We start from the raw sequence: 20,800 nt of genomic DNA, 5'->3' as shown, positions 1-20,800 counted from the left end.
GCCCCGCCCAAAGCACGCCTGACGCTCCGACGCCCCGCGTCACTTGTGGTACGGCTCACCCTTGAGGATGGTGAAGGCGCGGTAGAGCTGTTCGATCAGCACCAGCCTCGCCAGCCGGTGCGGCAGCGTCATCCGTGAGAGCGAGAGCGTCAGGTGCGCCGCGTCGCGGACCTTCTCGTCCAGCCCCTCGTCCCCGCCGATGACGAAGAGCAAGTCCTTCGCCCCGGTCTGCGCCTTGGCGAGGTAGCGGCTGAGCTCCACCGAGTCCAGCTGCTTGCCCCGCTCGTCCATCGCCACCAGCCAGTCCTGGGGCTTGAGGCGGCCGAGGATGGCCTCGGCCTCGGCGGCCTTGGCGTCTCCGGGCTTGAGCTTCTTGCCGCTCGCCTCGGGCAACTCCACCAGCTCGAAGCGCGTGTAGTGCCCCAGCCGCGAGGCGTACTCCTGGACGCCCGGCTCGAACAGCCCCGAGCGATCCTTTCCTATCGAGAGGAGGCGGACCTTCAGGAAAGCTTCTCCCGAGGCGCGTCGGCCCACAGGCCCTCGAGATCATAGAAGGCGCGCACGTCGTTCAGGAACAGGTGCGCCACCACCTCGCCGTAGTCCAGCAGCACCCACTGGCCCGTCTCGGTGCCCTCGGTGCCCGAGGGGTGCAGCCCATCCTCGGACTTCACCTTGATGTGCACGTTCTCCGCCAGGGCGCTCACCTGGCGATCGCTCTCGGCCGAGGCCAGGACGATGTAGTCCGCGTACGAGGACATGCCGCGCACGTCCAGCACGAGCACGTCCGAGGCCTTCTTGTCGAGCAGGACCTGGGCAATCTTGTGCGACAGCGCCTTCGCGCGAGGATTCTCTGGAGGGGCCTCGGGGGTGGGCGGCGCCGCGGGCAACAGCTTCTTCTTCTTCGTGGGGGCCAGCCGCTTGCGCGCGGGCAGCTTCTTGGCCGGCGTCTTCTTGCCGCGGGCCGCCGGAGCCTTCTTCGCGCTGCTCTTCGCCTTCGAGGAACTCGTCTTCTTCTTCAGTGCCATGTGTGGGGAGCCACCCTAGCGCACCTGACCGCGCCCGTGGACGACGTACTTTTGACTCGTCAATTCTCGTAAACCCATGGGGCCGTAGGCGTGCAGCCGGGTCGTCGAGATTCCAATCTCCGCCCCCAGCCCCAGCTCGCCCCCATCGTTGAAGCGCGTGGAGGCGTTCCACATCACCCCGCTGGCCGTCACCTCCCGGGTGAAGCGGGCCGCCACCTCCTCGTCCCCGGTGACGATGGCCTCCGTGTGTTCACTGCCGTAACGGGCGATGTGCGCCAGCGCCGCGTCCAGGTCCTTCACCACTCGCACCGCGAGGATGAGGTCCAGGTACTCGCGCCCGTAGTCGTCCTCGGCGGCGGGCTTCACCGGCACCCCGGCGCGGGAGAGCACCGCCACCGTCGTGGGACAGCCGCGCAGCTCCACCTGTTTGTCCACCAGCGCACGCCCCACCGTGGGCAGGAAGCGCTCGGCCACGGCGCGGTCCACCAGCAGACACTCGGCGGCGTTGCAGACGCCGGGGCGGCTGGCCTTGGCGTTCACGGTGATGCGCGCGGCCATGTCCAGGTCCGCCGCCTCGTGCACGTACACGTGGCAGACGCCCTTGTAGTGCTTCACCACCGGAATGCGCGCGTTCTCCGTCACGAAGTGGATGAGCCCCTCGCCGCCTCGGGGGATGCACAAGTCGATGAGCCCCTCCAGCTTCAGCAGCTCCAGCAGGGACTCCCGCTCGCCGGCGGGCACCACCTGGATGCTGTGCTCGGGCAGCCCCGCCTCCACGAGCCCCGCCCGGAGCGCCTGGGCGATGGCCTGGTTGGAGCGCGCCGACTCGCTGCCTCCGCGCAGCAGCACCGCGTTGCCGCTCTTGAGGCACAGGGCCGCCGCGTCGCTCGTCACGTTGGGGCGGGACTCGTAGATCATCAGCACCACGCCCAGCGGCAGGCGCACCTTGCGCACCTGCAGCCCGTTGGGGCGCTTCCAGTGCTCGGTCTCCTCGCCCACCGGATCCTTCAGGTCCGCCACGGACTCCACGGCGCGAGCCATGGACTCCAGGCGCTGGGCATCCAGCAGGAGCCGGTCCACGAAGGCCGCGTTCTTGCCCGCCGAGCGGGCGGCCGACACGTCCTCGGCGTTGGCGGCGAGGATGGCGGGAGCGGCCGCGCGCAGGTGGCGGGCCATGCTTCGCAGCGCGTCATCCTTCTGGCGCGTGGGGGCGATGGCGAGCGCTCGGGAGGCGGTCCGGGCGTTCTCGGCGAGGGGGCGCACGTCTTCCTTGGCAACCGTCATGACTCTCCTCTATCAGAGGCGCATGAGCGATGCCCGGTTGGAGCAGTTCAAGCAGATGGCGGCCGAGTTCCCCGACTCGCCCATGGCCCACTTCTCGCTCGGCAAGGCGTACCTGGAGCGCCGGCAGTATGCGGAGGCCGCCAAGAGCCTGGAGGAGGCTGCCCGGTTGGACCCCACCTACGCGGCGGCCATCGTGTCGCTCGGGGATGCCTATGTTGGGGCAGGGCAGGTGGACAAGGCGCGCGAGGTGCTCACCCGGGCGCGGGAGCTGGCGCTGGCCCAGGGGCATCCGAGCCTCGCCGAGGAGATTGAGGAGCGGCTCTCGGACCTGTCCTGAGTCTTTCGGTCACGTCCGATTCTGGCGAGCGCCCGGCTCAGTCCTGCCCTAATTGTACGCCATGGCCACCGAGGAACTTCTCGAGCAGGACCTCTGCTACCGGGCGCTCTCGGGACGGGACGCGCGGTTTGACGGGCGGTTCTTCGTCTGCGTGAAGACGACTGGAATCTATTGCCGGCCCATCTGCCCCGCGCGGACGCCGAAGAAGGAGAACTGCATCTTCGTCCCGAGCGCCGCCGCGGCCCAAGAGTTGGGGTATCGCTCCTGCCTGCGTTGCCGCCCGGAGACGGCGCCAGACACGCCCGCCTGGGCCGGAACCGAGGCGAGCGTCGCGCGGGCGCTGCGGCTGATTGACGAGGGGGCGCTGGACGAGGGTTCGGTCGAGTCGCTCGCCGCGCAGCTTGGCATTGGCGTGCGGCAGCTCCACCGCCTGTTCGTGCGGCACCTGGGCGCGAGTCCGCATGCGGTTGCCAGCAGCCGGCGCCTGCTGGCTGCGAAACAGCTCATCACGGAGACGTCGCTGCCGCTGAGCGAAGTGGCGAGCGCGGCGGGCTTCCAGAGCCTGCGCCGGTTCAACGACGCCGTGCGGACTGCCTACGGTCGCAGCCCAAGTTCCTTGCGCCGCCCCTCGAAGGGCCCGGACGCGCGGGCGTCGGCGGCCATCTCGTTGCGGCTCGGGTATCGCCCACCGTTCGATTGGGAGCGGGTGCTGGCCTACCTGAGCGGACGAGCGATTCCCGGTGTAGAGAAGGTCGAGGCCGAGACCTACCGCCGCACCTATCGGTTGGGCGGCAGCACTGGAATCATCGAGGTGTCGCACGCGCCAGAGCTGCGCTCGCTCTCGGTGCGGATCGACGGCTCGGGAGCTGCCCCCGTGCGGCAGATCGTGGCGCGCCTGCGCAGACTGTTTGATCTCAGCGCGGATCCCGCGGCGATTGCCGTGGCGCTCGGAGACGATCCGGTGCTCGGGCCTCGCCTTGAGCGTGCTCGGGGCCTGCGCATTCCTGGCACGTTCGAGCCCTTCGAGCTGGCGGTCCGTGCCGTGCTGGGGCAGCAGGTCTCCGTGAAGGGCGCCACGACGCTGGCGGAGCGGCTGGTGCAGCGCTGCGGAGTGCCGGTTGCCGCTGGGCGGGAGGGACTCACCCACTTCTTTCCAACCCCCGAGGAGCTGGCTCGGGCGGAGCTGTCGGGGATCGGGCTCACTGGCGGGCGTATCCATGCGCTGAAGAGCCTGGCCGCGGCCTGCGCGTCGGGAGCGTGCGATTTGAAGCCGGGCTTGAGCCTCGAAGACAGTGTGGCGCGGCTCGTCACGCTTCCGGGCATTGGCGAGTGGACGGCGCATTATGTGGCGCTGCGTGCACTCGGTGAGCCCGATGCGTTTCCGGCGGCGGACCTGGGCCTGCGCAAGGCCGCGGGAGGGGGAGCGCCCATCGAGCCGCGAGCGCTCGAACGGATGGCGGAGGCGTGGCGTCCGTGGCGGGGCTACGCAGCGCTGTTGCTGTGGACGGAGCCGATGCTCGACCGCGTTTCGAGCGCGGCGGCCTGAACTTGGAGGATTCACTCATGGCCATTCACATGACGGAGGATCTCGCCACGACGCACCTCAAGACTCCGATTGGAGAGCTGAGGCTCGCGGCGAGTGGGGAAGGGCTCGTCGCCGTGCTCTTCTCCTGCGACGAGATGGAGCTGCCGAAGGCCCGGGGAACCGCGCCCGCTCGGGCCCACCTGGAGCAGGCCTGCACGGCGCTCCAGGAGTACTTCGGGGGCGAGCGGACGACGTTCGGAGATTTGACGCTCGCGGCGAGCGGAACCGAGTTCCAACGGCAGGTGTGGGGTAGCGTGAGCCGCATCCCGTTCGGCCAGACGGTCAGCTATGCGCGCGTCGCGAGCGAAATCGGCCGGCCGAAGGCGGTGCGCGCGGTGGGGCTGGCCAATGGGCGCAATCCCATTCCGCTCATCGTGCCGTGCCACCGTGTCATCGGCACCAACGGGAGCCTTACGGGGTTCGGCGGAGGGCTCCCCACCAAGCAGTGGCTCCTGGAGTTCGAAGGGGTGCTGGCTCCGGAGCTCATCCGCTGAAGTTCGCGCCGCGCGTTCCCTGGAGCCCGCGCTACGAGAGGACGCCGCGCAGCTCGACCCGGATCGCGTCCGCCCGGTGGCGGATGTAGACGTCCGGGTGGCTCGCCGCGACGTGGAGCACCTCGGCCAGCCGGGTGCGCAGCCCCTGATCCATGGCCCTCCAGTCGATCAGCGCCAGCCTCGAGAGCGCCGTGCGCCGCACGTCCAGGTCCGTCTCCCGCTGGAACGCATCCAGCATCCCTCGCGCCGTCTCCTTCACCGAGTCCACATCCGGCGGAGGACACCAGTAGAGCGCCCGCATCGCGCCGGACTTCTCGGCGTCCACCCCGTTGCGCATGTACCAGAGCAGCCTCTCGTGCACGGGCGCCAGACCTACGCCTCGCACCGCCGCGTCCACGAAGTGCCGGTTGCGGCTCGGGTCCTGCTCGTTGATGGCGGCGCAGATCAGCGGCTCGAGCAGCGCGGGCGGCACGCTCTCCGTCAGCCGCACGAGCCGGACCACGAACCACTTCTTCCGCTCGTCATAGAGCGCATTGTCCAGCCACTTCAGATCCTCGGGCGAGGCGTGCAGGTAGTGCGCCGCGATGGCCGGCAGGCGCGCGGCCTCCTCGTCCGCCTCGGAGAGCGCGGAGGGGGGCTCCGTCTCTCCCGGGTACGGGTAGGCCATGTGGAAGCGGCTCAAGCGCAGGAAGTTCTCGGCCCGAGTGTCCCAGTCCCGCGTGTCTGGGTGGCTCTTGGCAATCGCCTCCAGCACCGCCGCGCGCAGGCGCAGCCGATGGATGCCCAGCATCTCCAGCGCCAGCTCGCCGTGTCCCGGCGAGTCCAGTGGATCCGTGGACCCAGCCACCGCATCCTGCCGGTCCGGCAGCAGCGCGAGCAGCAGCGAGCCCGAGCTCTGCACGCCCAGCAGGTTCCCCTCGTCCTGCACGTGGAGGATCACCGCGGCCAGCGGCCCCGATAGCTCCGTGGGGCCTTGGAGCACGAGCGGCTCGGGCGTCACCGCCAACTCCTCCAGTGGAGGCTCCACCCGCTCGGGCGTGAGCCCCAGCGTGGCGCAGGCGGCCCCTGCATGGCGGGTGTCTCGCACCAGCGCGCGCAGGAGATCTCCCGTCGTCAGGTGCGGACTGCGCGAGAGCTGCCTGGCGCGGACGAGGTTCTCTCCCACCTCACGGCCGAGTCCCTGTTCGTGGGCATAGGCGGACCAATCCAACGTTGTCTCCTTCCTGGATCAACACCGGTGCTCTGCCTGCGACGCGCATGCTCTCACATCCCCGCGTCCGAAGATTCCCCTCCTTTGAATGTAAGCAGCGAGGGGCCCCCGGCCTACCCTGGGCCTAGAGGCGCCAGGTCAGCCCCAGCCCCGCAACCTGCCGGAGATAGGACAGCTCATTGCGCGGCAGGCGAGTGCTGTAGAGGCCGTAGTTCAGCTCCAAGTCCAAGTGCTCGTTCACCGGGCGTGCGAGCTTGAGCGAGAGCGAGTTCTGCCCCTCGTCCTCCTCCACGAGGATGATCTCCGGCGAGAGGTAGATGCCATCCGGGTAGCGGCCCAGCCCCAGCGAGCCCTGCGCCAGCAGCGTAACGTTCCAGGCCAGCTTCAGCCCCGCGCTCCCGCTCAGCCGGTGCCGGTCCACCGTCTCGCCGAAGCTGTTGGAGCTGATCTCCTGGAAGGTATAGGTGAGCCCCAGCGCCACCGGCCCCCGGTACGTGTAGGTGGCTCCCGCGGACAGCGCCCCGTCCTGGCGTCGGCCAAGCGACAGATTCTCATCCGGTGGAGGCCGCGCCTGCACGCCGTAGCCTCGCGAGCCGTACTCGCCGAAGACGCTCAGCGAGTGGCGGCGATCGAAGCGGTAGCGGCCCAGGAACCCCACCTCGGAGCCGCCGAAGTTCGCTCCCGCGTCCGGCCGGTAGACGAAGCGGTGGGCCCCGGCACGGATCCGCAGCGCCAGCCGCACGTCCGGCACGTACTCGAGGAAGGCCTCCGCGCCCAGGTCCGAGTAGTCCCGGCTGCCCCCTCGCCTGTCCTTGCCGTGGCCCTCCACGCCCAGCCCCAGCTGGGTGCCCAGCGCCATGGAGCCCTCCACCGCGGCGGCCTGGATCACCACGTCCTCGGAGGGGTAGCGCACGTACTTGCGGCCTCCCAGCTCGTAGCGGCCCACTCCTTGGAAGCTCTCGCCGGTGAGGCGGCCCTCGCCCGTGGCGAGCAAGCTCAGGCCCAGGTCCGGCTGGGGGGTGGGAGCCTGGGGGGCGTGGAAGTCGCGCGGGGCGTTCGAGTCCATCAGCGCCCGGCCGGTGAGGCGCAGGGAGCCCTCCATGTCGGCCGCGCGGGCTCCACCAGGGAGCACCAGGCCGGCCAGCAGGAGCGTGGAGAGGAACCGGGACACGCGCGCCCACCATACCGTGGGCTTTGCCTGCACGCCTTGTTCACGAGATGCCGGCCCGCCCGCCTCGCCGGTGACGAGGCGACGGACCCCCGTTACAGTCCCGCCCATGCGTCCCGCATCGCTCATCCCCCCCTGGGCTTGCCTCGCGCTGGTTGCCTGCGCCCCTGCCTCCTTCACGACCGAGCTCAAGGGGGAGACCACCGTCCCCGCGGGCCCGCCCGGCACCACGGCGGTGCTCAACGCCTTCCCGCCCATCGCCAGCTTCGCGGGGCTGGACTTCAACCAGAACCAGGACTTCAAGAACCAGGGCGTCTCGAAGGCGGACGTGAAGTCCGTGCACCCCAAGTCCCTGGAGCTGCGGCTGGTGAGCCCCAGCGACGCGGACTTCACCTTCCTGGACACCCTCGAGTTCTACGCGAAGGCTGGAGACCAGGAGGAGCGCATCGCCCGGAAGCAGGACATCTCCCGGCTGCCCCTGGGCGCGCCCAACCCCGTGCTGAAGATGGACATGGAGGATGCGGAGCTGCAGCCCTTCGTCGCCGCGCCCTCCATGAGCATCATCGTGCGCGGCAGGGGCCGCATGCCGGATCAGGAGGTGCGCCTGCAGGCCGTGCTCGCGCTGGACGTGAAGGTGTCGCTGTTCTGAACCCCGGCGGCGCGGGCTACTTCAGCTCGCGCCCCCGCTTCTCGAGGGCCGTGGCGCGGGAGTCCAGCTCGTGGGCCATGGACTCCAGCTGCTTCGCCTCGGCCTCCAGGGTGGCCAGATCGTTGAAGTCTCCGGCTGCCAGCTGCTGCGCCCGCACCGGGTTCACCTCGGGCCGGTGATCGCTGGCACGGATCGGGCCCGGGGCGAGCGTGGTCGGGGGAACGGGGTTGCCCGGGGAAGGGTTCGGATCCGGCGCGACCGGCGGCGACGACGAGTCTTCCGCCGAGAAGGCCGGGGGGCCGCGGCGAGCGGGAGTCGAGTCCACCTCGACGGCCTGATTGGAGTTCAGCCGCAGGCGCAGGCGCCGATCCTGCTCGTCGAACATGGCCTCCTCGCCGAGGAAGTCGCTCATCCGGCGCTCCAGGTCGTGCTCCTCGCGCAGCTCGGCGATGCGCGTCTTCAGAGCGCCCAGCCGCTGCTTCACCTTGTCCTCGGAGTCGCGCAGCACGTCCGCCTGCTCCAGCAGGTCCTCGGGATCATCGCTCGCGTCCGAGCGGCCCAGCGCGGGCACCTGCGAGGCAGGCAGCGCGGCGCGCACCGCATCCCGCTCGGTGCGCAGCTCGCGCATCTGGGAGACGAGCCGGGCGCGCTCCTGGCGATCCTGCGTGGAGTCCCACGCCGCCTTCACCCGCGCCAACTCCTCCGAGAGCGCCGTGTGCAGCGCCACGTGGGCGCGCTCGGACTCGCCCTCCGCGTTGGCCACCGACTGCGCCAGCCCGGTGAGCTCGCCGCTCAGCTCCTGCGAGCGCCTCAGCGCCTGATTCAGCTCCGCGCTCGGGGTGAGCTTGCCCTGCTGCTCGGCCTTGAGCGTTTCAATCCGCGAGGCCACCCCGTTCAGCTCGCCGCGCAGGGCCTGCTGGCGCTCGCGCAGGGTGCGAACCTGGGTGCGCGCCGCCTGGGCCTGGGTGCGCACTGCCTCCAGCCCGGAGGCCGCCCACGCGGGCGCTCCCAGGAGCAGGCACAGCAGCAGCAGGGACAGGGGGCGCTTCATCACCACCCCTCTTCAGCAAAGCCGGTGCCAGCTCGCAAGTCCCCGGCCCGTTTTTGCTGGCCACGAAACGCCAGCGTTTCCAAGGGCTTCGGAGCCGGGGGAGGGCGCCCTCGCGCGGGTGGGACGGTGGAAAGTCACGGTGGACCCTCGTAACCATGGATTTTTGAGGGCTCAACCCTCCTCGGGAGCCTCTCCCTTGGAGATGAAACCGTACTTCTCCAGCTTGTAGTACAGGGCGGACGTCTTGATGCCCAGCAGGCGAGCCGTCTCGGTCTTCACCCGGCCCGCCTTCTCATAGGCGCGGGCGATGAGCTGGCGTTCAATATCCTCGAGGATGTCGGGCAGGGGCCGGTCCCCGTGGGGGATGGGCAGGCCGCTGGCGTCCGTGCGAGGCGCGCTCGGGTTCAGGTGCGCGGGCAGATCCGCCTCGGTGAGCACCTCGCCCTCGGCGAAGACGAGCGACTGCTCGATGACGTTCTCCAGCTCGCGCACGTTGCCGGGCCACGCGTGGCGGGCGAGCGCCTTCAGGACGCTGTCGTCCAGGCCCTTCACGCGCCGGTTCACCCGCGGGGCGTGCTTGGCGACGAAGTGGCGGGCCAGGGTGGAGATGTCCTCGGGGCGCTCGCGCAGCGGGGGCAGCATCAGCGGGACGATGTGCAGCCGGTAGTAGAGATCCTCGCGGAAGCGGCCGGCCTTCACCTCGGCCTGCAAGTCCCGGTGGGTGGCGCTCACCACGCGCACGTCCACCTTGAGCGTCTCCTCGCCGCCCACGCGCTGGAGCTCCTTCTCCTGGAGCACCCGCAGCAGCTTCGTCTGCACGGAGGGTGGAATCTCCCCAATCTCGTCGAGGAACAGGGTGCCGCCGTCAGCCAGCTCGAAGCGGCCCAGCTTGCGCTTCACCGCGCCGGTGAAGGCGCCGCGCTCGTGGCCGAACAGCTCGCTCTCCAGCAGCGACTCGGCCAGGGCCGCGCAGTGCACGACGACGAAGGGGCCGTCCTTGCGCGGAGACTGCTGGTGGAGCATCCGGGCCACCAGCTCCTTGCCGGTGCCGCTCTCGCCGCGCACCAGCACCGTGGCCTCGCTGGCGGCGGCCTTGCGCACCTGGGCCAGCAGCTTCTGGATGGGCTCGCTGTCGCCCACCAGGTTGCCGTGGCTGAGCGCGGCGTCGGCGTCATGCGCGGCGGTGCGAGCGCTCAGCTTTTCCACCTGCCGGCGCGTGGAGGCCAGCTCCAGCCCCTTCTCCACCTTGGCGCGCAGCACGTCCGGCGGGAAGGGCTTGGTGATGAAGTCGTACGCGCCCTCCTGCATGGCCTGCACGGCCGTCTCGATGGTGCCGAAGGCCGTCACCACCAGCACCACCGCGGCCGGATCCAACGCCTTGAGCGCTCGGGTGACGGCGATCCCGTCCATCCCCTCCATCTTCAAGTCCGTGACGACGAGCTCGAACGGTGTCTTCTTGTAGGCCGCCAGCCCATCCGCGCCCGAGCGCGCCGCGGCGACGGTGTGCCCCGAGCGGGTGAGGGTGACGGTCATCCCCTCGCGGAGGGTGTCGTGGTCGTCGATGACGAGGACGCGAGCCATGGGGTGTCTTCTTAGCGCGAAGGGGCTGGAACCGCGCGCCCACATGCGGTTTATCCCCGCCATGTCCCTGACGAACACGAACCTGCTGGAGCTGCTCTCGCGCCATGTCCCCACGGATGCCAAGGAGCGTGAGGATCTGGAGCGCATGCGCGCCTTCGCCGTGGAGCTGCCGAGCCCATTCTCGCGCTCGCAGCCCACCGCGCACTTCACCGGCAGCGCCGTGGTGGTGGACCCGCCGGGCGAGCGCCTGGTGCTGCTCCACCACGCGAAGCTGAAGCGGTGGCTGCAGCCCGGGGGACACGCGGAGGCGTCGGACGGAGGCAGCATGGAGGCCGCGGCGCTGCGAGAGGCCCGCGAGGAGACGGGCTGCCAGGTGCGGCTGCACCCCACCGCGCCTCGGCCGCTGGACGTGGACATCCACCGGATCCCCGCGCGCAAGGACGAGCCCGAGCACTTCCACCTGGATGTGCGCTACCTCATCGTCGCGGACGACCCGGAGGCGCTGGTGCATGATCCGAACGAGTCCTTCGGCGCCCAGTGGCTGGGGTGGGCCGAGGCGCTGCAGCGCGCGGATGAGGCCCCCTTGCGCCGGCTGCTGGAGAAGGCCCGGGCCGCCGCGGGCCGGAAATAAAGCCCGCGAGGCCCTCGGATGGCCGGCGAGCGGGGAGGTTCGATCGCCTGTAGAAAGTGCTACATCCCGTGAAACGGGCCGGGAGTACTCCTGAAATCAGGTTCTTCCCGGCTTTTTCTTTTGAGAGGGCAGTTCACAGCGGCGCGATTCTTGGATTGAATGGCGCCCGTGGATCCCTCCAAAGACGATCAACTCATCCGCGACTTCGCCAGGCGCGGGAGCTTGCTGTTCCTCATGTGGGTGCTGGCGCCCATCCTCATCTGCGCGTACCTCATCGCCATGGCGGTGGGCGTGCCGAGCGACGAGGCCCTCTCGACGGTCGTGAAGTACATGCTGCCCCTCACGGCGGTGTTCTGCTTCGCGTACCCGTACGGGGCGCTGTCCTACCTGGCCTCCCGGTCCCTGCGGCACCTGCCCGGGGATGCGCCGGGGGACCGGCTGCGGCGCATCCTGAAGATGCCGTGGCAGGCCAGCCTCGTCACCTCGTACGTGGCGTGGACGCTGGGGGGCTTCAGCTTCGCGCTGATCACCAGCCACGCCTACGAGAAGGGGGCCATCCGTGTGCTGCTGGGCACGCTGATCGCGTTCTGCTTCGGGGTGGTGGTCTCCTTCCCGTTCGGCATCAGCCTGGAGAAGCAGGGGCTGGCGCAGGCCATGGAGGAGCGCAAGGCGCACGCGTCGCTGATGCTCCAGGGCACGGGCCCGTTCTGGCCGCGGCAGACGTGGTTCCTGCCGTTCACCTTCATCGCCTCCATCATCGCCACGCTCATGCTGTGCAGCTGCGTGGTGGCGGTGAAGCTGGTGGGGCTGCGCGACGCGCTCCACACGCAGCTGGTGAACGAGGGCGCCACCGCGTCCGCGCAGAAGATCCAGGACCTGAGCGGCTCGATGTTCTCGGATCTGGCCTACGTGCTGCCGTGGGTGGCGGTGCTGGCGCTGATTCTTCCCACCATCACCGCGTGGATGCTGGCGCGCCGGCAGGCGCAGGGCGCCAGCGCGGTGGGCAAGGCCATCGAGGGCCTGGCGGTGGGGCGGATCTCCTCTCCGGACTGGGTGTCCACGGATGAGATGGGCGACCTGGCGTTCGCGCTGAACTCGGTGCTCTCCAAGCTGCGGCAGATCCCCGAGACGCTGGCCTCGTCGGCCTCGCGGCTGGTGGCGGCCGGCAAGGAGCTGAGCGAGGCCAACAACGAGCAGCAGCAGAGCCTCAACCAGCAGGCGGCGGCGATCCAGGAGACGCAAGTCACCTCTCAGGAGATCAAGCACACCTCGCAGATGACGTCCGAGCGCGCCGAGTCCATGCTCCGGGTGGCGCGCCGCGCCGAGGAGCTGGGCCACGAGGGCGAGGCGGCCATCGAGCAGTCCATGCAGGGCCTGGCGACCATTCAGCAGTTCGTGGACGCCATGCAGGTGAAGCTGAACCGCTTGGCGGAGAGCGCCACGCAGATCGGCGAGATCACCGAGGCCGTGAAGGACATGGCGGACCAGTCGAACCTGCTGGCCGTGAACGCCGCCATCGAGGCGGCGCGAGCGGGCGACAACGGCAAGGGGTTCGCGGTGCTGGCGCGGGAGATTCGCGCGCTGGCGGACCAGTCGGTGAAGAGCACCACGCGCATCCGGGCGATCCTGGGCGAGGTGATTGGCGCCATCCGGGCCGCGGCGACGATGGTGGAGCAGGGCTCGCGAGACATCCAGGGCGGCCTGGAGCGCATGAGGGCCTCGAGTAACAGCCTGCGCGAGCTGTCGAAGCTGTCGCAGGAGAACTCGGCGGCGATGCGGCAGATCGTCGCGGCGGTGAATCAGCAGAACGCGGGCATCTCGCAGATCTTCAGCGCGATCGCGGACCTGTCGCAGATCATGGACGCGACGCTCAAGCGGCTCGAGTCCACGCAGCAGGCCACCGGCACGCTGGAGGCGGTGTCCACCGAAGTCAGCGAGATGGCTCAGCAGTTCACCGTGAACTGACAGGAGCACGCCGGGCGGATCGCCGCCATGCTGGACCAGTCCACCCCGTCCATAGGGCGGGGCTATCGGTCCGCGCCCGTGGACCCCAGCGGCAGTGTCAGCGTGAACGTGGTGGCGCCCGGCGCGGAGGTGAACTCCAGCTCTCCGCCGTGCGCCCGGATGATCTTCCTGGCCAGCGGCAGCCCCAGCCCCGTGCCCTTCTGCCGCGTGGTGAAGAAGGGCTCGAAGATGCGCTCGCGCTCGGCCTCGGGGATGCCGGGCCCGGCGTCGTGGACCCGGATGGCGTAGCGCTGGGACTCCGCCCGGCCCGTCACCTGGACGCGTGCTCCCGAGGGCGAGGCCTGCACGGCGTTCTTCACCAGGTTCACCAGCGCGGCCGTCAGCAGGCTCCCATCCGCTTCCAATCGGGCAGGGGCCGCGTCCACCTCTACCTTCACGCCCCGGGCCTCGGCCTCGGCGGCCAGCAGCTCGCACGCGCCCGCCAGCAGCGCGGGGGCCTCCATGGGCGCGCGGGCCAGGGGCTGCTCTCGGGCGAAGGCCAGGAAGTCCTCGACGATGCGCTGGAGGTACGCCACCTCGCGCTGGATGCGCGCCACGTGCTCGGTGGCCTCGGCGGAGCTGCCCGCTCTCAGGTCCTCGGCGAGCAGGCCCGAGAAGAGTTCGATGCCGCCCAGCGGGTTGCGCACCTCGTGGGCCACCCCGGCGAGCATCAGCTTGAGCTGACGGTCCCGGCTCTCCAGCGCCCCGCGCATCTCCTCCAGCTCGCGGGCGAGCACGCCAATCTCCCGAGTCGGCTCGGGCGGCACGGGTGTCGTCAGGTCTCCCCGGCCGATGCGCAGCGCCGAGTCCATCAACCGGCGCAGCGGCCGGGCCAGCCCTCGGGCCGTGAGCACCGCCATCGCCGCCAGCACCCCCAGGGCCACGGCGGTGGCCACCGTGAAGGTATGGGACAGCTGCGCCAGCGGGCCGAAGAAGGCCGCGCTGCCCTCCACGGCCACGGCGCCCACCACCTCGTCTCCCTGGCGCACCGGCGCATAGCCCGTCTTGTAGAGCTGCCCGTCCGAGCCCCTGAAGAGCACCTGGCTGGCCGCGCGCTGTCCGGAGAACACCCGCGTCAGCTCTCGCCTGTCCCGGGCGAGCTCCGGCACCTCGGCGCCCACGGGCAGCCCGCCGCCCACGTCCACCCGCACGCGCCCCTGCGCATCCACCGCGAACACCCGGCGCACGCCGCTGGCCTTCTGCACGTCTCCCAGCAACCGAGTGAGGTTGCGCCACGTGCGCGTGCCCTGGACATCATCCCCGGGCTCCACTGTGAGCATCCGCTCTCCGCTCACCTGGCTGGCGGCGGCGGCGGCGATGGCGGACAGGCTCTGGCCCAGCTCCTCCTCGAGGATGGAGCGCGCCAGCACGTAGCTGGCCACCCCCGTCAGCCCGAAGAGCGCGAGCGTGGGCAGCAGGAACGCGAGCAGCAACCTCGCCGAGAGCGAGCCCAGCGCGCCACGCAGTCCGGAGGAGGGAAGGGGAGAGCCGCTCATGGCGCGGGGTTCAGCCGGCCTTGTTCTGCTCGGCGGCGTCTTGTTCGAAGAGGCTCTGCAGCTCGGCGCGCGCCTTGATCGCCATCTCGGTGAGCTTCTGCGGATCCTTGTGGTACGGGGAGGTGGCCTGGAGCAGCGCCTCGTCGTGCTGGCGGAACCGCTCCAGCGTCTTGTGGCTCTCCGAGTAGGTCAGCCCCAGCTCCTGCAGGAGCTCCTCCGCCATCTCCAAGCTGGAGACCCACGTCTCGCGCATGACGTGCTTGATGCCCAGGTTGAGCAGGCGGTAGGCGTGCTGGCGGTTGCGGGCGCGCGCGAAGAGGGTGAGGTGGGGGAAGTGCTGGATGACCGTCTCGGCCGTGCGCACCGAGTCCTCCACGTCATCGATGGCGAGCACGAACGCCTTGGCCTTGTCCGCGCGCGCGGCCCGCAGCAGGTCCAGCCGCGAGGCATCCCCGTAATAGACCTTGCTGCCGATCCGGTTGAGGAAGTCGATGTGCTCGGAGCTGATGTCCAGGGCCGTGAAGCCGATGCGCTTGGCGCGCAGCAGGCGGGCCACCACCTGCCCCACGCGGCCCACGCCGGCGATGATGACGGGATGGTCCTCCTCGGGGGCCACGTCGAACTCGCGGTGGGCCTTCTTCTGGAAGCGGGGGCGGAGCCACCGCGCATAGGCGGCGAACAGCAGCGGCGTGGTGACCATGGAGAGGCTCACCACCACCACCATCAGGTCCTCCAGCCCGCCCTCCATGACGTGGAAGCCCACCGCGAGCCGGAACAGCACGAAGGCGAACTCGCCCCCCTGGGAGATGACGATGGCCATGCTCAGGGCCTGCTCGTTGCTCCGGAAGGCCCACCGGCCGATGGCGTAGAGCACCGCGGCCTTGAGCGCCACCAGCCCCAGCACCAACCCCACCACGCGCAAGGGGCTCGTGGTGACGAGGCCGATGTTCACGGACATGCCCACGGCGACGAAGAACAGGCCCAGCAGCAGACCCTTGAAGGGCTCGATGTCCGCCTCCAGCTCGTGACGGAACTCCGAGTCCGCCAGGAGCACGCCGGCCAGGAACGCGCCCAGCGCCATGGAGAGCCCCACCGCGCTCACCAGCGCCGCGGTGCCCATGACGAGCAGCAGCGCGGTGGAGGTGAACAGCTCCTGGCTGTGGAACGAGGCCACCACCTTGAACACGGGGCGCAGCACGTACCGGCCCGCCAGGACGACGGCGATCAGCACCCCGGCGCCCTTGAGGGCGGAGAGCCACGTGGGCTCGGTGGAGGGAGCGCCAGCGGTGCCGAGCAGGGGCAGCAGCGCCAGCAGCGGGATGACGGCCAGATCCTGGAACAGCAGGATGCTGAAGGAGGCGCGCCCATAGTCGGTGGTGAGCTCGTTCTTCTCGGCCAGGAGCTGGAGCGCGAAGGCGGTGGAGGACAGGGACAGGCCCAGCCCGGCGATGAGGGCCGTGGGAGCGCTCAGCCCAGCGAGCATCCCCCCCACCGCCAGCAGCGCCCCGGTCCCCACCACCTGGAGGCTGCCGAGCCCGAATACGGACTTGCGCAGCTCCCACAGCCGGGAGGGCTGAAGCTCCAGTCCGATGAGGAACAGAAAGAGCACCACGCCGAACTCGGAGAAGTGGAGGATGCTCTCCACATCCGAGATGGCCCGGAAGCCCCAGGGGCCGATGACCATGCCCGCGGCCAGGTAGCCCAGGACGGAGCCCAGCCCGAGCCGCTTGAAGAGGGGGACGGCCACCACGGTCGCGGCCAGGAAGACGAGGGCCTGTGAGAGAAAGGACATGTCTTCCTCATTGCATATGCCTGGAGGGGGGAACAATCCCGCCTCGCCCCGCGGGTAGAGTGAGGCGCCGTGGCGGCCATGCTCATGGCCCCTCACCACTGAGGCCTGATGGAGCCCCTCCCTACCGCCTTCCTGCTGGTCGTCGCGGGTGTGTTGATGGGGCTGAGCGCCCTGCTCAGCCGGGCCTCGGGGCGCTTCGGGCTGCCGGTGGCGATGCTCTTTTTGGGCATTGGCATGGCCGCGGGGGTGGATGGGCCCGGAGGCATCGAGTTCAGCAACTACGCCGCCGCCTTTCGCCTGGGCACGGTGGCGCTGGTGCTCATCCTCTTCGATGGGGGGCTCAACACTCCGCTGGCGGCCATCCAATCCGCCATCCGTCCGGCCTCGCTGCTGGCCACGGTGGGAGTGGTGGCCACGGCGGCCTTCATGGGGATCGCCGCGCACTGGCTGTTCCAGTTCAGCTGGCCCGTGGCGCTCCTGCTGGGCGCCATCGTCTCCTCCACGGACGCGGCGGCCGTGTTCTCCGTGCTGCGCGGCAGCGGCATTCACCTCAAGCGGCGAGTGGGCACGACGCTCGAGCTGGAGTCCGGCCTCAACGATCCGATGGCCGTCATCCTCACGGTGACGCTCACGCAGAACCTGGTGCACGGAGAGGGGCTGTCCTGGGGGGTGTTGCTGGAGGTCGTCGTTCAGATGGCCGTGGGCGGAGGGATGGGCCTGGCGATTGGCTGGATGGGCCGGCAGCTCCTCAAGCGCCTGCCGCTCCAGGCCGCGGGGCTCTACCCGGTGATGACGCTGGCGCTGGCCTTCCTGGCCTTTGGAGTGCCCACGCTGCTGCACGGCAGCGGCTTCCTGGCGGTGTACGCGGTGGGCGTGATGATGGGCAACGAGACCCTGCGCTACCGCACGGGCCTGCTGCGAGTCCATGACGCGCTGGCGTGGCTGGCGCAGGTGGCCATGTTCCTGGTGCTGGGGCTGCTGGTGTTCCCGCGGCAGTTGATCGGCGTGGCGTGGTTGGGCCTGGGCCTGGGGCTCTTCCTGGCCTTCGTGGCGAGGCCGTTGGCGGTGCTGCTGTGCCTGTTGCCCTTCCGCTTCCCGGCGAGGGAGATCCTCTACACCGGCTGGGTGGGGCTGCGAGGCGCGGTGCCCATCATCCTGGCGACGTACCCGGTGCTGGCGCGAGCGCCGGGAGCCCATGTGCTCTTCAACATCGTCTTCTTCATCGTGGTGGTGAACGGCTTCATCCCGGGAGCGACGGTGCCGTGGGTGACGCGCAAGCTGGGGCTGGCGGCGAACGTGCCGGCTCCACCGCCGGCGGTGTTGGAGATCGCCTCCACACAACTGCTCAACGGCGAATTGAGCGCCTTCTACATCGACGAGGCCTCGGCGGCGGCGGGCGCGCGAATCTCGGAGCTGCCCTTTCCCCCCGAGTCCGCCGCGATGTTGATCGTCCGAGGCCAGGAACTGCTGGCCCCCAAGGGCGACACGGTCCTCCAGGCGAGGGATCACGTCTATGTGTTCTCCCACTCGGAGGACCTGCCCTTTCTGCGCCTGATGTTCGGCCAGCGCGAGGACGAGTAGGCGCACAAGACTGCTGGGCTTCTCGGGATGGAGGCGGCGGGAATCGAAGCCGCCACCTGGGCCTCTGGTGAGAGCGCTCGGATTCACAACACTGTCGAGCCCGCCTCCGTAGGTCTTCCAGCCGCTGACCGGATCCGGGGTCGGATACTCCCGAGCGGCCCGCCGGCTTCAGGGGCAATCCTCCGAACGCTTCTTCAGCCGCCGCAGCTCGTCCTCGAGCTCCGCGATCCGCTGGTCGCGCTCGCGCAAGGCGGCCTGGACTTCCTCGGCGTCGAAGCGCTGCGGAATGTGCTGTGGACAGTTCGCGTCCCAGGCGGCGATCTTGATCACGATCGCCTGCTCGGGACGCGCCCGGTAGTCCGGGGGAGTGAGCGAGCGCAGCAGCGCGGCATCGTCACTCACCACCCGTGCCTCGCCCCAGATCTTGATGCGCTGTCTCTGGGCGTAGTCGATGAGGAACAGGTGCACCTTGGGATTCTCGGCGAGGTTGCCCAGGCTGATGTACTGCCGGTTCCCGCTGAAGTCGGCGAAGCCCAGCGTGTGCTCGTCGAGCACGCGCAGGAAGCCCGGCGGCCCGCCGCGATGCTGGATGTAGGGCTGGTTCTCCGCGTTGGACGTCGCGAGGAAGAAGCCCCGCTGCCGGCTAATGAACTCCCTCAGATCCTCGGAGATGGCAGTTGCCCAACCGCCACCTTGCTCCATGCGCTCGTAGGCCTTCCGCGAGCCCTTGCGATGCTGGAGGGCCTTGACCTGCTCGGTGAAGGCGACATCGCTGGAGAACCTCTTCAGGGCGTTCATGGAGTGGAGCCTCATGAGCGCAAGATACGGCTGGGCACTCCCTGCAATAATGGGGATGAAGAGCACATCACCATTGCTGGAATTGAAATAATGGCCGCTTGAGCGCTCAGTCGAACATGGCGCTCAAGGCCTCGCTGAGCGTCTCCACGCCGATCACCTTCAGCTTCGTCTCCTCCATGCGCCGGGCGCTGCCGCTGGGGAGCACCACGCGCTGGAACCCCATCTTCGCCGCCTCGGCGAGCCGCGGCTCCACCTGGCCCACCGCGCGCACCTCGCCCGCCAGGCCCACCTCACCCAGCACCAGCGTCTGCGGATCCATCGGCCGGTTCTGCAGGCTGGACACCAGCGCCGCGCACACCGCCAGATCGCACGCGGGCTCCGACAACTGCATGCCGCCGGCCACGTTGACGAACAAGTCGCACCCCACCAGCGGGATGTCCTCCTTCTTCTCCAGCACCGCCGCCAGCAGCGCCACGCGGTTGCCGTCCACGCCGATCGCCGTGCGCCTCGCGGTGCCATAGCCCGTGGGCGCCACCAGCGCCTGCACCTCCACCAGCAGCGGCCGCGTGCCGTTGAGCGTGGACGTCACCACGCTGCCCGACTTGCCCACCGGCCGCTCCGCCAGGAAGAGGGCGGACGGATCCGGCACCTCCACCAGCCCCAGCCCCTTCATCTCGAAGACGCCAATCTCATTCGTGGAGCCGAACCGGTTCTTGTGCGCGCGCAGGATCCGGAACGGGTGGCCGCGCTCGCCCTCGAAGTAGAGGACGGTGTCCACCATGTGCTCCAGCACGCGCGGGCCGGCGATGGAGCCCTCCTTCGTCACATGGCCCACGAGGAAGGTGGGCACCCCCGAGCGCTTGGCGAACGCCATCAGCCGCCCGGCCACCTCGCGCACCTGGGTAATGCTGCCCGGCGCGTTGCCCAGGTCCGGCAGGTACATCGTCTGGATCGAGTCCACCACCAGGGCCGTGGGCTTGAGCGCCTCGGCCGCCGCGAGCACCCGTTCCGCGTCCGTCTCCGCGAAGAGGTGCAGGGCCTGGCTCTCCACGTGCAGCCGCTCGGCGCGCATCTTCGTCTGCCGCAGGCTCTCCTCGCCGGACACGTAGAGCACCGGCCCGTGGCGAGACAGCCGATCCAGCGCCGCCAGCAGGAGCGTGGACTTGCCAATGCCCGGATCCCCTCCGAGCAGCACCAGCGAGCCGTCCACCACACCGCCGCCCAGCACCCGATCGAACTCGGCGATGCCCGTGCGCCGCCGGGCCTCCACCTCGCCGCTGACGTCCTTGAGGAGCACCGGCTTGGAGGCCCCGCCCGAGGCCCCCCAGGCCGGGCGCTTCTCATCCACCTTCGCCGCGGACTCCTCCAGCAGCGAGCTCCACGCGCCGCAGTCCGGACACTTCCCGAGCCACTTCGCCGACTGGTACCCGCACGCCTGGCAGGTGTAGTGCGTCTTCGCCTTCGCCATGGGTAGGGTTCTCTAGCCGTTCCCTCTGACGTTTCCCCCTCTTTTTGATGGCCCTCGCCCACCCGAGGGTAGGCAGCCGACCGGAGGGCGGGCGAGCAGGGGGGCGCTCGCGATGCAAGGGGCGGGTGTCAAGTTGTGCCAGTGCCGGGGGCGAACCACCTTCCTTCCCAACGGCGCCGCACACCGCGGTGCTCTCCATTCAAGGGAGGGAGTCATGAGTATCATCGCGTTCCTGGTGATTGGTCTGTTGGCGGGGTTGATTGCGCGCGCGCTGATGCCCGGCAATCAGTCCATGGGCCTCATCGCCACCACCCTGCTGGGCATCGCCGGCTCGTTCGTGGGCGGCTTCATCGCCTCGCTCTTCTACACCAACGGCCACATGTGGGATCTGCACCCGACGGGGCTCCTGTTCTCGGTGCTCGGCGCGATGTTGGTGCTCTTGTTGGTAGGCATGGCTGGACGCACCCGGCGAGTCGTCTGACGCAGCGCCGGTAGGGAGAGGGGAGGGCAGCGGGTGCGAAGCCCGCTGCCTGCCAACGTGTGCCGCAGCATCATCCTCTCGCTGGGCGGCCGACTTCAGATGGCCAGCGAGCTCGGGCAAGGCACGACGTTCAGCGTCATCCTGCCCACGGCTTGACGGGCCCTG

Annotated in this window: 20 protein-coding genes; 9 read left to right on the top strand and 11 right to left on the bottom strand. The window is 69.7% G+C overall.

The window, feature by feature from the left end; translation table 11 throughout:
- Nucleotides 1–39: 39 nt before the first annotated feature.
- The 3 genes from rlmH to ACJ8AT_RS25260 are packed head-to-tail and all read right to left on the bottom strand — an operon-like array spanning nt 40 to nt 2,309.
- Nucleotides 40–504, bottom strand: a complete 465-nt coding sequence (gene rlmH / locus ACJ8AT_RS25270) for a 23S rRNA (pseudouridine(1915)-N(3))-methyltransferase RlmH (protein WP_407740430.1) — start codon at nt 502–504, stop codon at nt 40–42.
- The gene (gene rsfS / locus ACJ8AT_RS25265; protein WP_407740410.1) at nt 501–1,025 is read right to left on the bottom strand and encodes a ribosome silencing factor; all 525 of its coding nucleotides are present in this window, start codon (nt 1,023–1,025) and stop codon (nt 501–503) included. The genes rlmH and rsfS overlap by 4 nt, the downstream gene beginning before the upstream one ends.
- Nucleotides 1,026–1,040: 15 nt before the next feature.
- Nucleotides 1,041–2,309: a glutamate-5-semialdehyde dehydrogenase gene (locus tag ACJ8AT_RS25260; RefSeq protein ID WP_407740409.1), complete on the bottom strand. Its 1,269-nt coding sequence runs from the start codon at nt 2,307–2,309 to the stop codon at nt 1,041–1,043.
- Between ACJ8AT_RS25260 and ACJ8AT_RS25255 the strand changes: the two genes are divergently transcribed.
- The 3 genes from ACJ8AT_RS25255 to ACJ8AT_RS25245 all read left to right on the top strand — a co-directional run bounded on the left by ACJ8AT_RS25255 (nt 2,308) and on the right by ACJ8AT_RS25245 (nt 4,725).
- On the top strand, nt 2,308–2,646 hold the full coding sequence (locus ACJ8AT_RS25255; protein WP_407740408.1) for a tetratricopeptide repeat protein: 339 nt from the start codon (nt 2,308–2,310) through the stop codon (nt 2,644–2,646). The genes ACJ8AT_RS25260 and ACJ8AT_RS25255 overlap by 2 nt on opposite strands.
- A 61-nt stretch (nt 2,647–2,707) precedes the next feature.
- Entirely contained in the window at nt 2,708–4,192 is a 1,485-nt protein-coding gene (locus ACJ8AT_RS25250; RefSeq protein ID WP_407740407.1) for an AlkA N-terminal domain-containing protein, read from the top strand.
- A 17-nt stretch (nt 4,193–4,209) separates the two neighbouring features.
- On the top strand, nt 4,210–4,725 hold the full coding sequence (locus tag ACJ8AT_RS25245) for a methylated-DNA--[protein]-cysteine S-methyltransferase (protein WP_407740406.1): 516 nt from the start codon (nt 4,210–4,212) through the stop codon (nt 4,723–4,725).
- Between the two features lie 31 nt (nt 4,726–4,756).
- Here ACJ8AT_RS25245 and ACJ8AT_RS25240 read toward each other — a convergent pair whose 3' ends face one another.
- Nucleotides 4,757–5,935 carry a hypothetical protein gene (locus ACJ8AT_RS25240; RefSeq protein WP_407740405.1) on the bottom strand — a complete coding sequence of 393 codons (1,179 nt, stop codon included), beginning with the start codon at nt 5,933–5,935 and terminating at the stop codon, nt 4,757–4,759.
- Between the two features lie 124 nt (nt 5,936–6,059).
- Nucleotides 6,060–7,106 carry a hypothetical protein gene (locus tag ACJ8AT_RS25235; RefSeq protein WP_407740404.1) on the bottom strand — a complete coding sequence of 349 codons (1,047 nt, stop codon included), beginning with the start codon at nt 7,104–7,106 and terminating at the stop codon, nt 6,060–6,062.
- Between the two features lie 106 nt (nt 7,107–7,212).
- Here ACJ8AT_RS25235 and ACJ8AT_RS25230 point away from each other — a divergent pair, with 106 nt between their 5' ends.
- Nucleotides 7,213–7,752 (top strand): hypothetical protein, encoded by a 540-nt coding sequence (locus ACJ8AT_RS25230; protein WP_407740403.1) that lies wholly within the window; start codon nt 7,213–7,215, stop codon nt 7,750–7,752.
- 16 nt (nt 7,753–7,768) lie between these two features.
- Here the strand turns inward: ACJ8AT_RS25230 and ACJ8AT_RS25225 are convergent, their stop codons facing one another.
- Together ACJ8AT_RS25225 and ACJ8AT_RS25220 are read right to left on the bottom strand one after the other, a co-directional pair.
- Nucleotides 7,769–8,803 carry a TetR family transcriptional regulator gene (locus ACJ8AT_RS25225; protein WP_407740402.1) on the bottom strand — a complete coding sequence of 345 codons (1,035 nt, stop codon included), beginning with the start codon at nt 8,801–8,803 and terminating at the stop codon, nt 7,769–7,771.
- 171 nt (nt 8,804–8,974) lie between these two features.
- Nucleotides 8,975–10,384 carry a sigma-54-dependent transcriptional regulator gene (locus ACJ8AT_RS25220; protein WP_407740401.1) on the bottom strand — a complete coding sequence of 470 codons (1,410 nt, stop codon included), beginning with the start codon at nt 10,382–10,384 and terminating at the stop codon, nt 8,975–8,977.
- Nucleotides 10,385–10,445: 61 nt separating this feature from the next.
- On the opposite strand from ACJ8AT_RS25220, the gene ACJ8AT_RS25215 reads away from it, so the two are divergent.
- Nucleotides 10,446–11,015, top strand: a complete 570-nt coding sequence (locus ACJ8AT_RS25215) for an NUDIX hydrolase (protein ID WP_407740400.1) — start codon at nt 10,446–10,448, stop codon at nt 11,013–11,015.
- Between the two features lie 168 nt (nt 11,016–11,183).
- Nucleotides 11,184–12,980 (top strand): methyl-accepting chemotaxis protein, encoded by a 1,797-nt coding sequence (locus tag ACJ8AT_RS25210; RefSeq protein WP_407740399.1) that lies wholly within the window; start codon nt 11,184–11,186, stop codon nt 12,978–12,980.
- Nucleotides 12,981–13,042: 62 nt separating this feature from the next.
- Here the strand turns inward: ACJ8AT_RS25210 and ACJ8AT_RS25205 are convergent, their stop codons facing one another.
- Both ACJ8AT_RS25205 and ACJ8AT_RS25200 read right to left on the bottom strand, forming a co-directional pair.
- Nucleotides 13,043–14,515: a sensor histidine kinase gene (locus ACJ8AT_RS25205; RefSeq protein ID WP_407740398.1), complete on the bottom strand. Its 1,473-nt coding sequence runs from the start codon at nt 14,513–14,515 to the stop codon at nt 13,043–13,045.
- Between the two features lie 10 nt (nt 14,516–14,525).
- Nucleotides 14,526–16,307, bottom strand: a complete 1,782-nt coding sequence (locus ACJ8AT_RS25200; RefSeq protein ID WP_407740397.1) for a monovalent cation:proton antiporter-2 (CPA2) family protein — start codon at nt 16,305–16,307, stop codon at nt 14,526–14,528.
- Between the two features lie 108 nt (nt 16,308–16,415).
- Between ACJ8AT_RS25200 and ACJ8AT_RS25195 the strand changes: the two genes are divergently transcribed.
- Nucleotides 16,416–17,888, top strand: coding sequence for a potassium/proton antiporter (locus ACJ8AT_RS25195; RefSeq protein WP_407740396.1), 1,473 nt, complete (start codon nt 16,416–16,418; stop codon nt 17,886–17,888).
- Nucleotides 17,889–18,056: 168 nt separating this feature from the next.
- Here the strand turns inward: ACJ8AT_RS25195 and ACJ8AT_RS25190 are convergent, their stop codons facing one another.
- Both ACJ8AT_RS25190 and radA read right to left on the bottom strand, forming a co-directional pair.
- Nucleotides 18,057–18,686 (bottom strand): pyridoxamine 5'-phosphate oxidase family protein, encoded by a 630-nt coding sequence (locus tag ACJ8AT_RS25190; RefSeq protein ID WP_407740395.1) that lies wholly within the window; start codon nt 18,684–18,686, stop codon nt 18,057–18,059.
- A gap of 106 nt (nt 18,687–18,792) precedes the next feature.
- Entirely contained in the window at nt 18,793–20,154 is a 1,362-nt protein-coding gene (radA, locus tag ACJ8AT_RS25185) for a DNA repair protein RadA (RefSeq protein ID WP_407740394.1), read from the bottom strand.
- A gap of 214 nt (nt 20,155–20,368) precedes the next feature.
- Here radA and ACJ8AT_RS25180 point away from each other — a divergent pair, with 214 nt between their 5' ends.
- Nucleotides 20,369–20,635, top strand: a complete 267-nt coding sequence (locus ACJ8AT_RS25180) for a GlsB/YeaQ/YmgE family stress response membrane protein (RefSeq protein WP_407740393.1) — start codon at nt 20,369–20,371, stop codon at nt 20,633–20,635.
- Nucleotides 20,636–20,668: 33 nt separating this feature from the next.
- The gene (locus tag ACJ8AT_RS25175; RefSeq protein ID WP_407740392.1) at nt 20,669–20,791 is read left to right on the top strand and encodes a hypothetical protein; all 123 of its coding nucleotides are present in this window, start codon (nt 20,669–20,671) and stop codon (nt 20,789–20,791) included.
- Nucleotides 20,792–20,800: the final 9 nt, after the last annotated feature.

It is taken from the genome of Hyalangium sp., from assembly GCF_045802625.1.
In the GTDB taxonomy this organism is placed as follows: domain Bacteria; phylum Myxococcota; class Myxococcia; order Myxococcales; family Myxococcaceae; genus Hyalangium.
This window is presented reverse-complemented; position numbering and strand designations above follow the sequence as displayed.

What these genes read in the sequence shown, in the direction of transcription:
- ACJ8AT_RS25220 (WP_407740401.1), bottom strand. Translation starts at nt 10,384, where the DNA reads ATGGCTCGCGTCCTCGTCATCGACGACCACGACACCCTCCGCGAGGGG.
- ACJ8AT_RS25225 (WP_407740402.1), bottom strand. Translation starts at nt 8,803, where the DNA reads ATGAAGCGCCCCCTGTCCCTGCTGCTGCTGTGCCTGCTCCTGGGAGCG.
- ACJ8AT_RS25250 (WP_407740407.1), top strand. Translation starts at nt 2,708, where the DNA reads ATGGCCACCGAGGAACTTCTCGAGCAGGACCTCTGCTACCGGGCGCTC.
- ACJ8AT_RS25255 (WP_407740408.1), top strand. Translation starts at nt 2,308, where the DNA reads ATGACTCTCCTCTATCAGAGGCGCATGAGCGATGCCCGGTTGGAGCAG.
- ACJ8AT_RS25195 (WP_407740396.1), top strand. Translation starts at nt 16,416, where the DNA reads ATGGAGCCCCTCCCTACCGCCTTCCTGCTGGTCGTCGCGGGTGTGTTG.
- ACJ8AT_RS25230 (WP_407740403.1), top strand. Translation starts at nt 7,213, where the DNA reads ATGCGTCCCGCATCGCTCATCCCCCCCTGGGCTTGCCTCGCGCTGGTT.
- ACJ8AT_RS25180 (WP_407740393.1), top strand. Translation starts at nt 20,369, where the DNA reads ATGAGTATCATCGCGTTCCTGGTGATTGGTCTGTTGGCGGGGTTGATT.
- radA (WP_407740394.1), bottom strand. Translation starts at nt 20,154, where the DNA reads ATGGCGAAGGCGAAGACGCACTACACCTGCCAGGCGTGCGGGTACCAG.
- ACJ8AT_RS25260 (WP_407740409.1), bottom strand. Translation starts at nt 2,309, where the DNA reads ATGACGGTTGCCAAGGAAGACGTGCGCCCCCTCGCCGAGAACGCCCGG.
- ACJ8AT_RS25190 (WP_407740395.1), bottom strand. Translation starts at nt 18,686, where the DNA reads ATGAACGCCCTGAAGAGGTTCTCCAGCGATGTCGCCTTCACCGAGCAG.
- ACJ8AT_RS25215 (WP_407740400.1), top strand. Translation starts at nt 10,446, where the DNA reads ATGTCCCTGACGAACACGAACCTGCTGGAGCTGCTCTCGCGCCATGTC.
- ACJ8AT_RS25200 (WP_407740397.1), bottom strand. Translation starts at nt 16,307, where the DNA reads ATGTCCTTTCTCTCACAGGCCCTCGTCTTCCTGGCCGCGACCGTGGTG.
- ACJ8AT_RS25245 (WP_407740406.1), top strand. Translation starts at nt 4,210, where the DNA reads ATGGCCATTCACATGACGGAGGATCTCGCCACGACGCACCTCAAGACT.
- rsfS (WP_407740410.1), bottom strand. Translation starts at nt 1,025, where the DNA reads ATGGCACTGAAGAAGAAGACGAGTTCCTCGAAGGCGAAGAGCAGCGCG.
- ACJ8AT_RS25205 (WP_407740398.1), bottom strand. Translation starts at nt 14,515, where the DNA reads ATGAGCGGCTCTCCCCTTCCCTCCTCCGGACTGCGTGGCGCGCTGGGC.